General features: G+C 68.5%; 16 protein-coding genes. 8 read left to right on the top strand and 8 right to left on the bottom strand.

Features of this window, described 5'->3' with window-relative positions; all coding sequences use genetic code 11:
* Positions 1 to 60: 60 nt before the first annotated feature.
* Genes SPI01S_RS05985 through SPI01S_RS05995 form a run of 3 tightly spaced genes read right to left on the bottom strand, consistent with a single transcriptional unit; the run spans position 61 to position 2,305 of the window.
* The gene (locus SPI01S_RS05985; RefSeq protein ID WP_066719673.1) at positions 61 to 711 is read right to left on the bottom strand and encodes a CoA transferase subunit B; all 651 of its coding nucleotides are present in this window, start codon (positions 709 to 711) and stop codon (positions 61 to 63) included.
* Positions 711 to 1,601, bottom strand: a complete 891-nt coding sequence (locus SPI01S_RS05990) for an HAD family acid phosphatase (RefSeq protein WP_066719676.1) — start codon at positions 1,599 to 1,601, stop codon at positions 711 to 713. Before SPI01S_RS05990 ends, SPI01S_RS05985 begins: the two co-directional genes overlap by 1 nt.
* Positions 1,598 to 2,305 (bottom strand): CoA transferase subunit A, encoded by a 708-nt coding sequence (locus tag SPI01S_RS05995; RefSeq protein ID WP_066719752.1) that lies wholly within the window; start codon positions 2,303 to 2,305, stop codon positions 1,598 to 1,600. The genes SPI01S_RS05990 and SPI01S_RS05995 overlap by 4 nt, the downstream gene beginning before the upstream one ends.
* Positions 2,306 to 2,544: 239 nt before the next feature.
* On the opposite strand from SPI01S_RS05995, the gene SPI01S_RS06000 reads away from it, so the two are divergent.
* From SPI01S_RS06000 to SPI01S_RS06010, 3 genes are all read left to right on the top strand, one after another.
* A complete protein-coding gene (locus SPI01S_RS06000; protein ID WP_066719678.1) occupies positions 2,545 to 3,075 on the top strand; it encodes an outer membrane protein in 531 nt (176 codons plus the stop codon).
* Positions 3,076 to 3,215: 140 nt separating this feature from the next.
* A complete protein-coding gene (locus SPI01S_RS06005; protein WP_066719754.1) occupies positions 3,216 to 4,871 on the top strand; it encodes a thiamine pyrophosphate-binding protein in 1,656 nt (551 codons plus the stop codon).
* A 44-nt stretch (positions 4,872 to 4,915) separates the two neighbouring features.
* Positions 4,916 to 5,173 carry a hypothetical protein gene (locus SPI01S_RS06010; RefSeq protein WP_066719681.1) on the top strand — a complete coding sequence of 86 codons (258 nt, stop codon included), beginning with the start codon at positions 4,916 to 4,918 and terminating at the stop codon, positions 5,171 to 5,173.
* A gap of 191 nt (positions 5,174 to 5,364) precedes the next feature.
* Here the strand turns inward: SPI01S_RS06010 and SPI01S_RS06015 are convergent, their stop codons facing one another.
* The 3 genes from SPI01S_RS06015 to thiS all read right to left on the bottom strand — a co-directional run bounded on the left by SPI01S_RS06015 (position 5,365) and on the right by thiS (position 7,400).
* The gene (locus SPI01S_RS06015) at positions 5,365 to 5,535 is read right to left on the bottom strand and encodes a CsbD family protein (protein WP_066719684.1); all 171 of its coding nucleotides are present in this window, start codon (positions 5,533 to 5,535) and stop codon (positions 5,365 to 5,367) included.
* A 90-nt stretch (positions 5,536 to 5,625) separates the two neighbouring features.
* Positions 5,626 to 6,396, bottom strand: a complete 771-nt coding sequence (locus tag SPI01S_RS06020; RefSeq protein WP_066719686.1) for an alpha/beta hydrolase — start codon at positions 6,394 to 6,396, stop codon at positions 5,626 to 5,628.
* Positions 6,396 to 7,400, bottom strand: coding sequence for a sulfur carrier protein ThiS (gene thiS / locus SPI01S_RS06025; protein ID WP_084253288.1), 1,005 nt, complete (start codon positions 7,398 to 7,400; stop codon positions 6,396 to 6,398). The genes SPI01S_RS06020 and thiS overlap by 1 nt, the downstream gene beginning before the upstream one ends.
* A 79-nt stretch (positions 7,401 to 7,479) precedes the next feature.
* On the opposite strand from thiS, the gene aroQ reads away from it, so the two are divergent.
* The 5 genes from aroQ to SPI01S_RS06050 all read left to right on the top strand — a co-directional run bounded on the left by aroQ (position 7,480) and on the right by SPI01S_RS06050 (position 11,846).
* Positions 7,480 to 7,914: a type II 3-dehydroquinate dehydratase gene (aroQ, locus tag SPI01S_RS06030; protein WP_066719689.1), complete on the top strand. Its 435-nt coding sequence runs from the start codon at positions 7,480 to 7,482 to the stop codon at positions 7,912 to 7,914.
* A 43-nt stretch (positions 7,915 to 7,957) separates the two neighbouring features.
* On the top strand, positions 7,958 to 8,437 hold the full coding sequence (accB, locus tag SPI01S_RS06035; RefSeq protein ID WP_066719692.1) for an acetyl-CoA carboxylase biotin carboxyl carrier protein: 480 nt from the start codon (positions 7,958 to 7,960) through the stop codon (positions 8,435 to 8,437).
* A 10-nt stretch (positions 8,438 to 8,447) separates the two neighbouring features.
* The gene (accC, locus tag SPI01S_RS06040; protein WP_066719695.1) at positions 8,448 to 9,812 is read left to right on the top strand and encodes an acetyl-CoA carboxylase biotin carboxylase subunit; all 1,365 of its coding nucleotides are present in this window, start codon (positions 8,448 to 8,450) and stop codon (positions 9,810 to 9,812) included.
* Positions 9,809 to 10,144, top strand: coding sequence for an arsenate reductase (glutaredoxin) (gene arsC, locus SPI01S_RS06045; protein ID WP_066719698.1), 336 nt, complete (start codon positions 9,809 to 9,811; stop codon positions 10,142 to 10,144). The genes accC and arsC overlap by 4 nt, the downstream gene beginning before the upstream one ends.
* A 130-nt stretch (positions 10,145 to 10,274) precedes the next feature.
* Positions 10,275 to 11,846, top strand: a complete 1,572-nt coding sequence (locus SPI01S_RS06050) for a sensor histidine kinase (RefSeq protein WP_084253289.1) — start codon at positions 10,275 to 10,277, stop codon at positions 11,844 to 11,846.
* A gap of 1 nt (position 11,847) precedes the next feature.
* On the opposite strand, the gene SPI01S_RS06055 is transcribed toward SPI01S_RS06050, so the two are convergent.
* Together SPI01S_RS06055 and SPI01S_RS06060 are read right to left on the bottom strand one after the other, a co-directional pair.
* The gene (locus SPI01S_RS06055) at positions 11,848 to 12,210 is read right to left on the bottom strand and encodes a response regulator transcription factor (protein ID WP_169804467.1); all 363 of its coding nucleotides are present in this window, start codon (positions 12,208 to 12,210) and stop codon (positions 11,848 to 11,850) included.
* A 99-nt stretch (positions 12,211 to 12,309) separates the two neighbouring features.
* Positions 12,310 to 12,960 (bottom strand): response regulator transcription factor, encoded by a 651-nt coding sequence (locus SPI01S_RS06060; RefSeq protein WP_066719760.1) that lies wholly within the window; start codon positions 12,958 to 12,960, stop codon positions 12,310 to 12,312.
* Positions 12,961 to 13,279: the final 319 nt, after the last annotated feature.

Here is a 13,279-nt window from a genome sequence, read left to right on the forward strand (position 1 = left end):
CTGCGCACGACGGGGGAGTAGCGGCCCACTCCCAGCGACGCGGAAGCGGGCCGCGAACTTTCACGCCGTCGCCAGCGCCACCTCATACTGCGCCGTGGTCTTCGCCGCGACCTCTTCCACGGTCACCCCCGGCGCCAGCTCCACCAGCCGGAACGGCGAGGCATGGTCCGCGCGCGAAAACACCGCGAGGTCGGTGATGATCATGTCGACCACGTTCTTCCCCGTCAGCGGCAGCGTGCAGTCGGGGATGAACTTGGGGCTGCCGTCCTTGGCGTTGTGCTCCATCACCACGATGATCTTCTTCACGCCCGCGACCAGGTCCATCGCGCCGCCCATGCCCTTGATCATCTTGCCCGGGATCATCCAGTTGGCGATGTCGCCGCCCTGACTCACTTCCATCGCGCCGAGCACGGTCAGGTCGATATGCCCGCCGCGAATCATCGCGAAGCTGTCGGCCGAGCTGAAATAGACCGAGCTGGGCAGTTCGCTGATCGTCTGCTTGCCGGCGTTGATCAGGTCCGGATCCTCGTCGCCCTCAAAGGGGAACGGCCCGATGCCGAGCATGCCGTTCTCCGACTGGAGCGTCACTTCCACGCCCGCCGGAATGTGGTTCGCCACCAGCGTCGGGATGCCGATGCCCAGATTGACGTAGAAGCCGTCGCGCAGTTCCTTCGCGGCGCGCGCCGCCATGTCGTCGCGGGTCCAGGCCATCAGTGCTTCTCCTGCGGATCCGTCCAGCGCGTCGCCGGCGGGAAGGTTTGGTCATAGGTGGAACCGAGCCCGGTTCCGTAGACGGGGTTGGGCAGCACGAACCAGCCGCGCCCCCACATCGAACCGATCACCGGGCTCGCGGCGCCCGCGCGCCGCTCGGGCGGGGTGAGGCCGGCGAACAGGTCGGTAAAGTCGCCGAGCTGGTCGCCGCCCATCGCCACCACGCACCAGCGCTGCGCGATCGCGCCCCGGCGGCCGTCCTTGGCCGACTTGCCGTCGACATCGCCCTTGAGGAACAGCGTCTCGCCGTGCTTCGCCGGGCCGAGCCCCGCGAAGTTGAGCGCCGCCTCGGTCTCGGCGGCGTTGGCGGCGGCGCGGTTGGTGTTGAACACCACCGTCACGCCCAGCGCTCGCAGCGCGCGCACCGCGTCGATCGCGCCGGGGACGGCGGCGACCTTCATCGCGCCGGTCTTTTCCCAGCGGTCCCAGCGCGCCGAATCCCAGCCGCCGGAGCGCTGCGCATCGTCGCTCTCATAGCCGAGGTTGAGCAGCAGCGTCTCGTCGACGTCGAACACCGCCGCCGCCGGCTTGTCGCCGCAGGGCTGGAAGCGCGGCACCGAAAGCGTGGAGTCGGACGTCAGCACCACCGAATTGCGCGGATGCGGCCCCTTGGGATCGTCCTTGGCCATGCGGGTGCGGACCTGGTCGACCAGGGCGTTGTACGCCTGCACGCTCAGCGCCGCCGCCTCGCCCGAGCCGTAGAGATACTGCATGCCCCCTGGCACGCCGCCGGCCGCCGCCGGTGCGGGCGGCGCCTGGGTTACGCTCGCATCGACGACACAGCCGGACAGCGCCAGCCCGGCCACGAGCAGCAGCGCGGTGCGCCTCATGCCGCCTCGCGCGGGCGGACGGTGCGGAACTCGATCTTCTTGTCGTAGGGCGCGCCGATGATCATCCGCTTCACATAGATGCCCGGCAGGTGGATCTGGTCGGGATCGAGGCTGCCGACCGGCACCACTTCCTCCACCTCGGCGACGCACAGATGGCTGGCGGTGGCCATCGGCTGGTTGAAGTTGCGCGCGGTCTTGCGGAAGATCAGATTGCCCGCCTCATCGGCCTTCCAGCCCTTGATGATCGACAGGTCGGCGCGGATGCCGCGCTCGAGGATATACTCCTCGCCGTCGAAGACCTTCACTTCCTTGCCCTCGGCCACCTTCGTGCCGACGCCGGTCTTGGTGTAGAAGCCGGGGATGCCAGCACCGCCGGCCCGGCAGCGCTCGGCCAGGGTCCCTTGCGGGCAGAACTCCACCTCCAGCTCGCCGGAGAGATATTGGCGCTCGAACTCCTTGTTTTCGCCGACATAGGAGGAGATCATTTTCTTCACCTGGCGGCTGCGCAGCAGCTTGCCGAGGCCCTCGTTATCGATGCCGGCATTGTTCGAGGCAATGGTGAGGTTTTGCACGCCCGACGCCTGGATCGCGTCGATCAGCCGCTCGGGAATGCCGCACAGGCCGAAACCGCCCGCGCAGATCATCATCCCGTCGAACAGCAGCCCTTCCAGCGCTGCGCTCGCGTTGGGGTAGAGCTTGTCCATCGACGATTCCTCCAGATGTTTGCGGCGGCGATAATACCGGCGGGGCAGCCGGGTCAAGCGAACCTGAACCAGCTTTCAACTTCGCCTGCCTTCCCCTGCGGCAAGGCCGACTGTTGCGCGTCTGCAACACAAGCCGATGTAATGCATTTGTCATATTGCACCTGCGAACCAAAGGCCTACCTAGGCGCTCTGGATGGCCATCCGGTTATAACAAGTAACAAGTCCAAAGGTATCTAATCATGCGTATTTTCGCAGCGACGACGCTCGCCCTCATGGCATCCGCAACCCCCGCCCTGGCACAGGACGCGACCTTCCAGGGTCCGCGCGTCGAGGCCGTTGCCGGCTGGGACAACATCAAGTCGGATGGCATCAGCGCGTCGGGCTTCGTCTACGGTGGCGCAGCCGGCTACGACCTGCAGCGCGGCAACCTCGTTGTCGGCGTTGACGGTGAAATCACCGGCACCACCACCAAGAAGACCTTCGACCTCGTCACCGTCAAGGGCGGCCGCGATTTCTACGCCGGCGCGCGCATCGGCTACGTCGTCGCTCCCGCCACCCTGCTGTACGGCAAGGTCGGCTATGACAACAGCCGCGTGATCGCCCGCTCGGGCAACCTGCGCGACGCCGAGAACCTGGACGGCATCCGTCTGGGCGCAGGCGTGGAGCGTAGCTTCGGCCACTATTACGGCAAGGTCGAGTATCGCTACACCAACGCGTCGCAGGACGTGGTGCGCCACCAGGTGCTGGCCGGCGTCGGCTACCGCTTCTGAGCGAAGCGACGGAAGTGAGGCGCGCCCCCGCGCCTCGCTCTCCCGAAAGCCCCGCATCGGCGACGATGCGGGGCTTTTTCGTGCGCGGCGCGCGCGCTGCCTGCTCGACTTCCCCGCCCCGCCGGGCCTACCATCGCGCGATGACCGCGAAACGTACCGGGGGCAGGATCCTCGTCGACAATCTGGTGGCACAGGGCTGCGACCGGATCTTCCATGTGCCGGGCGAAAGCTTCCTCGCCGTGCTCGACGCGCTGCACGACGAGCCGAGCATCGATCTCGTGACCTGCCGCCAGGAAGGCGGCGCAGCGTTCATGGCCTGCGCCGACGGCGCGATGACCGGGCGGCCGGGCGTGTGCTTCGTCACCCGCGGCCCCGGTGCCACCAACGCCAGCATCGGCGTGCACGTTGCCATGCAGGATTCGCAGCCGATGCTGCTGTTCATCGGCGACGTCGATCGCGGCATGCGCGACCGCGAGGGCTTCCAGGAAGTCGACCTGCCGGCGATGTTCGCGCCGCTCGCCAAATGGGCGACGCGGATCGAGGACGCCCGCCGCATCCCCGAATACATCGCCCGCGCGTGGAACGTCGCGACCTCGGGCCGGCCGGGTCCGGTGGTGATCGCGCTCCCTGAGGACATGCTGCTCGATGTGGTGGAGGCGGTCGACCGCCCCGCCATCGCCGAGCCGATCCAGGCCGCTGACGCCTTCGATCTCGACCAGCTCTACGATCTGCTGCGCGGGGCCGAGCGCCCGATCGCGATCGTGGGCGGCGGCGGCTGGGATTCGGATACGGCGGAGGACTTCGCCCGGTTCGCCGAGTCGATCGAACTGCCGGTCGCCTGCGCGTTCCGCCGGCAGGACGCAATCGACAACGCCTCGCCGGTCTGGGCGGGCAATCTCGGCTATGGCCCCAACCCCAAGCTGGTCGCGCGGATCAAGGCGGCGGACCTGCTGCTGGTGGTCGGCGCCCGACTCGGCGAGGCGACCACCGACGGCTACAGCCTGATCACGCCAGAGCATCCGGGGCAGACCCTGGTGCATGTCCACCCGGACCCGAGCGAGTTCCACCACGTCTACCGAGTCGACCTGCCGATCTGCGCCCGGCCCTTCGAGTTCGCGGTTGCGGCGGCCGCCACCGCCGAGCAGGCCGGCCTGCCCCGCTTCGATGGCGCCGCGGCGCATGCCGAATGGCTGGAATGGTCGACACCCAAGCCGCGGGCGGGCGTCGCGCTCGATCTCGGCCCCTGCGTCGCGGCGATGCGCGCGCAGCTTCCCGCCGATACGATCATCTGCAACGGCGCGGGCAATTTCTCGGGCTGGTGGCACCGCTACTGGCACTATGCCGCGCTGCCGAGCCAGCTTGCCCCCACCGCCGGCGCGATGGGCTATGGCGTCCCCGCCGCCGTCGCCGCGTCGCTGCGATTCCCGGACCGGCGAGTCGTGGCGGTCGCAGGCGACGGCGACTTCCTGATGAACGGCCAGGAACTCGCCACCGCCGTGCAGCACGATGCGGACCTGCTGGTGATCGTGGTCGACAACGGCGCCTATGGCACGATCCGCATGCACCAGGAACGGGAGTTCCCCGCGCGGCTTTCCGGCACAGCCTTGCGCAACCCCGACTTCGCCGCGCTCGCCCGCGCGTTCGGCGGCTGGGCGACCACGGTGGAAATGACCGAAGCCTTCGCCCCTGCCCTCGCGCTGGCGCTCGCCCAGCCCGGACTCAAGCTGTTGCATTGCAAGACGGATGTCGAAGTGATCAGCGCCGCGACAACCATCACAAAGCTGCGAAATCGCTGAAAGGATAGGAACCCGTTAACCGCCTTCGTCCTAGAATCGCGGCCATGGGACAGCAGGCGAAAGAGCGGTGGCGGACGGCGCATCTCGGCAAGCGGGGAGACCGCGTGCGGATCGGGGGGCGCCAGATCTGGCAAAGCGAGTGGCGCTGGATCAACAAGAACATGGTGCGGCTGCCGCATCCGCTGCATACCGACCAGTTGTTCTCGTTCATGATCTGCGAGGTCGGGCCGGCGGCAGCGCCAGTCCGCTTCGCCGCGGCGCAGGTCGAACCGGAGATGTGGGCGTTCTACGTGCCGGATTGAGCCCGTTCTCAGCCCCTCCCCCTCAGGGGAGGGGTTGGGTGGGGCAGTGCCTCACCGAGACCAACCCGCGTTCTCGAATCCCTCCACCCCCACGCCTCCTCCCAGGAGGAGGGGCTCAAGATTGCAGCCCCGAACGAAAACGGGCCGCCCCTTCCAGGGCGGCCCGCTTCTTATCCGGTCTCTCAGGCGACTCAGATGTCGTCGCCGAGCGCGCCCTTGACCTTGCCGCCAAGCTGCTGGGCCTTGCCCTTCAGCTCTTGCGCCGCGCCTTCGTCGCGCGTCTCCGGGTTGCCGCTCTGCTGCTTCACCTTGCCGGCCAGCTCGTTGAGATTGCCTTTGATCTTGTCGGTCAGCTCGCCCATGATCGATACTCCTGGCTAAGGTCGGGTGCCACACGACACGACACCTGCGACTTGCCTGAAATAACGACTGTCGCGCGGTACCGTTCCCGATCAGCCGCGCGTCACCTCGTCCAGGAAGGCCTTGGTCGCGCGCCATGCTTCCTGCGCGCCTTGCGGATTCCTGGTCCGCAGCAGCGTCGACGTGCCGTGCACCCCGCCCAGCTTCGGCACGAACTGCGTCTTCTGCGTCGAGGGCGACGCGGCGAGGATCGCGCGCGCGGCGTCCTCTTCCTTGCCGTCCTGCGCCGAGGTCACGAAGATCGGCGCCGTAACCTGCCGGGCGGCGCGCGCCACCGCCCCCTTGTCGTCGAGATACTCGCCCGGCGAAAAGGCGAGCAGCGCCTTCACCTTGCCCGGGTGCTCGGCGGCGAGCGGGAAGATCAGCGCCGCCGAATAGCTGCTGCCCCACAGAAGGATCGGCAGCTTCTGCTGGAGGCCCCAGGCGAACGCCGCATCGAGATCCTGCTTCGCCTCGGCATAGCTCGCCGAATGGCCGAGCATCTTCACCGTCTCGTTCACGCCGAACAGCGTGCCGCCGGCGCGCTGGTCGATCCGCAGCGACGAATAGCCCGCCTGCGCCAGCTGGGGCGCGAGCAGGGCATATTCGTCCTTGCCCGATTCGGCCTGGTGGAACAGCAGCAGCAGCGCCTTGGGCTTCGCCGCGCGGGTATAGACGCCGGCGATCTTCACCCCGTCCGCCGCGGTCAGCGTCACCGGCTCGGCCGAGATCGGCCCCTGATTCTCCAGCGGATCGCCCTGCGGACGCGGATGGCAGCCCGCCACCGCGACCAGCGCCAGCAGCGCCATCCCGGCCGCCCGCATCAGATCAGGCCTGCCAGCGGGCTCGACGGATCGGCATAGCGCCGCTTCGCCATCCGGCCCGCGCGATAGGAAAGCCGCCCGGCCTCGACCGCCGCCTTCATCGCCGCCGCCATCAGGATCGGATCCTTGGCCTCGGCGATCGCGGTGTTCATCAGCACGCCGTCGCAGCCCAGCTCCATCGCCACCGCCGCGTCCGATGCCGAGCCGACACCCGCATCGACCAGCACCGGCACCTTGGCGCCTTCGACGATCAGCCGGATCGTCACCTGGTTCTGGATGCCGAGCCCTGATCCGATCGGCGCGCCCAGCGGCATGATCGCCACTGCACCGGCGTCCTCCAGCCGCTTGGCGGCGATGGGATCGTCGACGCAGTAGACCATCGGCTTGAAGCCTTCCTTGGCCAGCACTTCGGTCGCGCGCAGCGTCTCGACCATGTCGGGATAGAGCGTCCGCGCCTCGCCCAGCACTTCCAGCTTCACCAGCTCCCAGCCGCCCGCCTCGCGCGCCAGCCGCAGCGTGCGGATCGCCGATTCGGCATCGAAGCAGCCGGCGGTGTTGGGCAGATAGGTGATCTTCTTCGGGTCGATATAGTCGGTGAGCATCGGCGCCTTGGGATCGCTCACGTTCACCCGGCGCACCGCCACGGTGACGATCTCCGCGCCCGACGCCGCGACCGCCGCCGCGTTCTGCTCGAAATCCTTGTACTTGCCGGTGCCGACGATCAGCCGCGAGCGGAACGTCTTGCCCGCCACCGTCCAGCTGTCGTCGCTGAGCGGGCCGGCATGGTCGCCGCCGCCGACAAAGTGCACGATCTCCAGCTCGTCGCCATCCTCGACGATCACCTGGTCCAGCGTCGAGCGCGGCACCACCTCCAGGTTGCGCTCCACGGCGAGCTTTTCGGGCACCAGCCCCAGTTCGGTCGCCAGCTGCGCGAGCGTGAGCCCGGCGGTGATCCGCTTGTGTTCGCCGTTGACCCGGATGGAGACGGTACCGTCGCTGTGCATGAGGTGCCTTGGATTTGATTGGAGACGCTGGGTCATATAGGGAGGGGCGCATCCTGCCCGCAACCGAAAGGCGCCAGCATTGGCCGATACGATCTTCGTCTTGAATGGTCCCAACCTCAACCTGCTGGGGCTCCGCGAGCCGGAAATCTATGGATCGGACACGCTGGACGACATTGCCGGCATGCTCGAGGATCGCGCGAAGGAGCTCGGGCTGGAGGTCGAGGTGCGCCAGTCGAACCACGAAGGCCATCTGATCGACTGGCTGCACGAGGCACAGGCAGACGGCGCCCGCGCCGTCCTCCTCAACCCGGGCGGCTACACCCACACCTCGGTGGCGCTCCACGATGCGATCAAGAGCATCCGCACGCCGGTGATCGAGGTGCATCTGTCGAACCCGCACGCACGCGAGTCCTTCCGCCACATCAGCTATGTCGGCCGGGCGGCGAAGGGCACCGTGGCCGGGTTCGGCGCACAATCCTATATACTCGCGCTTGAAGCCGCCGCGCGTCTCTGACAGAGGGCGCCGTTTCATTTACAGAATTTAAAAGAAGGGTCGTATGGCCGAAGAAACCAAGTCGGGTGCAATGATGGTCGATATCGAGCTGGTCCGCCAGCTCGCCGCCGTGCTCGATGACACCCAGCTGACCGAGATCGAAGTCGAGGACGGCGAACGCCGCGTCCGCGTCGCGCGCAAGGTGACCGCAGCCCCCGCGCCGGTGCAGTACGCCGCGCAGCCCGCGCCGATGCTGGCCGCTGCGCCCGCTGCCGCGCCCGCCGAGATCGTCGCCGCGCCGCAGCCGGCCGCCAATGCGGTCAAGTCGCCGATGGTCGGCACCGCCTATCTCAAGCCGAATCCGGAAGCGAAGCACTTCGTGACCGTGGGCCAGCAGGTCGCCGCGGGTGACACGCTGCTGATCATCGAGGCGATGAAGGTAATGAACCCGATCCACGCCCCCACCGCCGGCACGGTCAAGGCGATCCTGGTCGAAAACGGCCAGCCGGTCGAATTCGACCAGCCGCTCGTCGTGGTCGAGTAACGGAACGCCCATGCCCGAGATCAAGAAGCTGCTGATCGCCAATCGCGGCGAGATCGCGCTGCGCATCCACCGCGCCTGCCACGAAATGGGCATCAAGACGGTGGCGGTGCACTCCACTGCCGATTCCGACGCGATGCACGTGCGCCTGGCGGACGAGGCGATCTGCATCGGCCCGCCGGCCGCGGCGGAGAGCTATCTCAACATCCCGAACATTATCTCGGCGGCCGAGATCTCGGGCGCGGATGCGATCCATCCGGGCTATGGCTTCCTCTCGGAGAACGCACAGTTCGCCGAGATCGTGGAGGCGCACGGGCTGATCTTCGTCGGTCCGAAGCCCGAGCATATCCGCACGATGGGCGACAAGATCGAGGCGAAGCGCACCGCCGGCGCGCTCGGCCTGCCGCTGGTGCCGGGCTCGGACGGCCCGATCAGCGACCTGGAAGAGGCCAAGGCGATCGCCGCCAAGGCCGGCTATCCGGTGATCATCAAGGCCGCCTCGGGCGGCGGTGGTCGCGGCATGAAGGTCTGCACCAGCGAGGACCAGCTCGAGACGCTGATGCAGCAGGCGGGCTCGGAAGCGAAGGCCGCGTTCGGCGACGCCACCGTGTATCTGGAAAAGTATCTCGGCAACCCGCGCCACATCGAGTTCCAGGTGTTCGGCGACGGCAACGGCAATGCGATCCACCTGGGCGAGCGCGACTGCTCGCTCCAGCGCCGCCACCAGAAGGTGCTCGAAGAGGCGCTGTCGCCGGTGATCACGCCCGAAGAGCGCGCACACATGGGCGGAATCGTCGCCAAGGCGATGTCCGACATGGGCTATCGCGGCGCGGGCACGATCGAGTTCCTGTGGGAAAATGGCGAGTTCTACTTCATCGAGATGAACACCCGCCTCCAGGTGGAGCATCCGGTGACCGAGATGATCACCGGCATGGACCTGGTCCGCGAACAGATCCGCGTCGCCGAAGGCCACGGCCTGTCGGTGCGCCAGGAGGATCTGGAGTTCCGCGGCCACGCGATCGAATGCCGCATCAACGCCGAGGATCCGCGGACCTTCGCGCCCTCGCCAGGCACGATCACGCACTTCCACGCGCCGGGCGGCATGCACGTCCGCGTCGATAGCGGCATCTATTCGGGCTACCGGATCCCGCCTTATTACGACTCGATGATCGCCAAGCTGATCGTCTATGGCCGCACCCGCGAGGGCTGCATCCTGCGACTGAAGCGCGCGCTCGAGGAGTTCGTGGTCGACGGCATCAAGACCACGATCCCGCTCCACCAGGCGCTGCTCGACGATCCCGAGTTCCTGAAGGGCGACTATACGATCAAGTGGCTCGAGGAGTGGCTGGCCAAGCAGGACGAGGCCGCCGCGGCGTGAAGGCCACAATCTACCACAACCCGCGCTGCTCCAAGTCGCGCGAGGCGCTGGCGATCCTTCGGGACGCCGGCGCCGAGGTTACGGTGATCGAATATCTGAAGACTCCGCCCAGCCGCGAGACGCTGGCGGACCTGTACCAGCGGGCCGGCATGACCGCGCGCGAAGGGCTGCGCATGGCCGAGGACGCCGCCAAGCCGCTGAAAGGTGCCGACGACGACACGATCCTCGACGCGATGGCGGCCAACCCGATCCTGATCGAACGCCCGCTGGTAGTCACCGAGCGCGGCGTTCGGCTGGGGCGCCCGCCCGAAAAGGTCGCGGAACTCCTGTAACCGCCACTCGCCGTTCTCTTTCGCCGGAGCGGTGAGGACGCGCGCGCGCACGGATGCCCCCCCAAATGGGGGGGTGCGCAGCGCTCGCCTTGGGCTGGCGGCGCCCGGGCCCCTTCGGCATCCTCGCGCCATGTCGAACTTCGGGGACAGGGCCATGGGCGGCGGCAGCGTCACCTTTTCGGGCGCAGCGCGGCCGGGCTTGCGCTGGAACGCTGCCCGCCTCCGCACGCTGGCTGCATCGCTGCTCGCGCTCGGCGTCTTCTGGATCGACAGCTTCACCAGCTTCCACAGCGCGATCGCCACGCTCTACGTCGTCGTCCTGTTGCTGGCCGGGGCGGGCCTCGACCGGCGCGCGTTGATCGGCTGGGCGCTTGCCTGCGCCGCGCTGACCCTGACGAGCTTCCTGATCGTCCATCGCCACGCCCCCGCGACCGAGGCGATGCTGCGCCTGCTGGTGAGCCTCGCCGCCAACGCCGTCACCACCGCCCTGCTGCTCCACCGCGCCGCGCTCGACGCCCGCATGGCCCGCGAGGAGCGCCGCTACGCGACGATGACCGACACGCTCGCCATCGCCATCTGGGAACATGACTTCCGCCCCGTCGCCGATGCCATCGCGACCGTCCGCGCGCAGGGCGTTGCCGACCTCGCCGCCTATCTGCGCGCACACCCCGGCTTCGTCGCCGAAACACGCCGACTGGTGCGCATCACCGACGTCAACCAGACCGCGCTCGACCTGATGGGCGTGCCGAGCAAGGCCGCCTTCTTCCGCAAGCTCGGCGACTTCCTGCCCGAAACCGACGCGAGCTTCGCCGACTGCATCCTCGCGATCGACGAGCAGCGGCCGATGTTCCAGGCCGAGACCCAGGTGATCGCCGCCGACGGTTCGCCGATCGACGTCATCGTGGCGTTCAGCCTCCCGCCCGGCACCTGCCTCGCGCGCGTGCCCGGCAGCATCCTCGACATCCGCCAGCGCAAGCGGCTGGAGACCACGGTCGAGCGTACCCGCATCGAGCTGGAGCGCGTCCAGCGCACGGCTGCGATCGGCGCGATGTCCGCCTCGATCGCACATGAGATCAACCAGCCGATCGCCGCGGTGCAGAGCTATGCCGAGGCGGCCGCCCGCTGGCTCGCCCGGCCCGAGCCCGATCTGGAGGAGGTGCGGCTGTCGCTCACCGGGCTCGGCCGGGCGGTGGCGAACATCCATGCGGTGGTCCGCCGGGTGCGTTCGCTGGTCGGCGGCGGGCGGGGCGAGATGCAGCCGCTGGGGCTGGGCACGCTGGTGGCCGACACGCTCACCATTGCCGCGCGCGATATCGACGCGCACGGCGCGCGCATCCGGGTGTCGCCGCTCGGCGAGCCGCAGGTGATGGGTGATGCCATCCTGCTCCAGCACCTGCTGCTCAACCTGATCACCAATGCGCTGCAGGCGATGGAAGCGGCGGCCATGCCCGACAAGCGCATGGAGCTGGCGCTGGAAATGCGGGGCGACCGCGTCCAGCTGCTGCTGCGCGATCACGGGCCCGGCCTGGATCCGGCGATGGCCCAGCCGTTCGAGACCTTCGCGACGACCAAGCCGGGCGGCATGGGCCTCGGCCTGTCGATCTGCCGCTCGATCGTGGAGTTGCACGACGGTCGCATCGCGATCGCCAACCATCCCGATGGCGGCGTGATCGCAACGGTCGACCTGCCGCGCGTCGCCTGAGCTATCCGCCGATCGCCAGCGCCAGCGCACGGGACAGCAGATCGGGATCGACCGGCTTGTCGAGCAGCGCGACCAGATCGAGCCCCGCGGCGCGGGCGCGCAGCTCGTCGGTCGGGAAGGCCGTCATCAGGATCATCGGCACGGTCGATCCGCGCGCGCGCAGGCTGTGGCGCAGTTCCAGCCCCGATCGGCCCGGCATCTGCATGTCGGTGAGCACGCAAGCGGCGGTGTCGAGCGCGGCGTCGAGATAGGCGTCGGCCGAGGGATAGGTCGCGGTGCGGTAGCCGAAGGAGCGGATCAGGCTCGCCGCCGCATCGCGCACCAGGGCATCGTCATCGATCACGGCAACCAGACTTTCCCGCACGCGCACCATTCCCATCGCCGCCGGGCCATCCGGGACTATGCCTGCAAAGGTAGAGAGGCAGGTCGGCGCTGTAAGCTATACGGGTGTTTATTCGGGAAACTACGCATTCCCGTCGCGGGACGGCAGCGTGCTCGCGGCACGGACGAGATCGGGAACGGTGCGCAGGCCCATCTTGCGCATCAGGCTGGCGCGGTGGAGCTTCACGGTGATCTCGGCGATGCCCAGTTCGCCCGCGATCTGCTTGTTGAGCAGTCCGCGCACCACCCCCTCCATCACCTGCCGCTCGCGCGCGGTGAGCGTCGCGAAGCGCTGGCGCACACCGTCGCTTTCCCGGGCGGCGCTGCGGCGTTCGGCGGCGCGGGCGAGCCCGGCATTGACCGCGTCGAGCATGTCCTGGTCGCGGAAGGGCTTGGTGAGGAAATCCACCGCCCCGCCCTTCATCGCCTTGACCGACATCGGGATGTCGCCGTGCCCCGTTAGGAAGATCACCGGCAGGTCGATGCCGCGCTCCACCAGCCGGTCGCGGCATTCGAAGCCGCCCATGTGCGGCATGCGTACGTCCACCACCAGGCAGCACGGCGTTTCCGGCAGGGGGGCATCGAGCAGTTCCTGCGCCGAGCCATAGTTGCGCACCGAGAAATCGACCGAGCGGAACAGCGAATCGAGCGAGCCGCGCACCAGCGGATCGTCGTCGACGATCAGCACGACGGGCTGCGCGTCGGGCGGGGCGGCGGGAGCGAGGCGAGGCATGGCGCAATCCTTTCGCACCATGGGTGACCCAAGCGGCGCCGGCGGACAATCCCGGATGGGGCGGCCCCGCACCCCCCGAACGAGCGAACGCGGACGTGCGCCTCTCCGCTACGGCAGCCTCTCGACAGCGCGGCGCGATGCCTAGTCGCCGCGCGCTTCCTGCCGGGCCCGGATCGCGGGCGATGCCCGGTGCATCTCCGGCGCGGGTGCGGGCCGGGCGGCGGGCGGCGGCGCGGGTCGGGCAGCCGGCGGCGCGGCGGGCGGCGGGCTCGGACGGTTCGGCATGCCTTCGGGTCGTGCGGCGGGCGGGCGGAACGCC

It is taken from the genome of Sphingomonas pituitosa NBRC 102491 (genome assembly GCF_001598435.1).
Lineage (GTDB): Bacteria > Pseudomonadota > Alphaproteobacteria > Sphingomonadales > Sphingomonadaceae > Sphingomonas > Sphingomonas pituitosa.

Excerpts from the sequence above, each read along its gene's own strand:
- SPI01S_RS05985 (WP_066719673.1), bottom strand. The coding sequence starts at position 711 with ATGGCCTGGACCCGCGACGACATGGCGGCGCGCGCCGCGAAGGAACTG.
- SPI01S_RS05990 (WP_066719676.1), bottom strand. The coding sequence starts at position 1,601 with ATGAGGCGCACCGCGCTGCTGCTCGTGGCCGGGCTGGCGCTGTCCGGC.
- SPI01S_RS05995 (WP_066719752.1), bottom strand. The coding sequence starts at position 2,305 with ATGGACAAGCTCTACCCCAACGCGAGCGCAGCGCTGGAAGGGCTGCTG.
- SPI01S_RS06000 (WP_066719678.1), top strand. The coding sequence starts at position 2,545 with ATGCGTATTTTCGCAGCGACGACGCTCGCCCTCATGGCATCCGCAACC.
- SPI01S_RS06005 (WP_066719754.1), top strand. The coding sequence starts at position 3,216 with ATGACCGCGAAACGTACCGGGGGCAGGATCCTCGTCGACAATCTGGTG.
- SPI01S_RS06010 (WP_066719681.1), top strand. The coding sequence starts at position 4,916 with ATGGGACAGCAGGCGAAAGAGCGGTGGCGGACGGCGCATCTCGGCAAG.
- SPI01S_RS06015 (WP_066719684.1), bottom strand. The coding sequence starts at position 5,535 with ATGGGCGAGCTGACCGACAAGATCAAAGGCAATCTCAACGAGCTGGCC.
- SPI01S_RS06020 (WP_066719686.1), bottom strand. The coding sequence starts at position 6,396 with ATGCGGGCGGCCGGGATGGCGCTGCTGGCGCTGGTCGCGGTGGCGGGC.
- thiS (WP_084253288.1), bottom strand. The coding sequence starts at position 7,400 with ATGCACAGCGACGGTACCGTCTCCATCCGGGTCAACGGCGAACACAAG.
- accB (WP_066719692.1), top strand. The coding sequence starts at position 7,958 with ATGGCCGAAGAAACCAAGTCGGGTGCAATGATGGTCGATATCGAGCTG.
- accC (WP_066719695.1), top strand. The coding sequence starts at position 8,448 with ATGCCCGAGATCAAGAAGCTGCTGATCGCCAATCGCGGCGAGATCGCG.
- SPI01S_RS06050 (WP_084253289.1), top strand. The coding sequence starts at position 10,275 with ATGTCGAACTTCGGGGACAGGGCCATGGGCGGCGGCAGCGTCACCTTT.
- SPI01S_RS06060 (WP_066719760.1), bottom strand. The coding sequence starts at position 12,960 with ATGCCTCGCCTCGCTCCCGCCGCCCCGCCCGACGCGCAGCCCGTCGTG.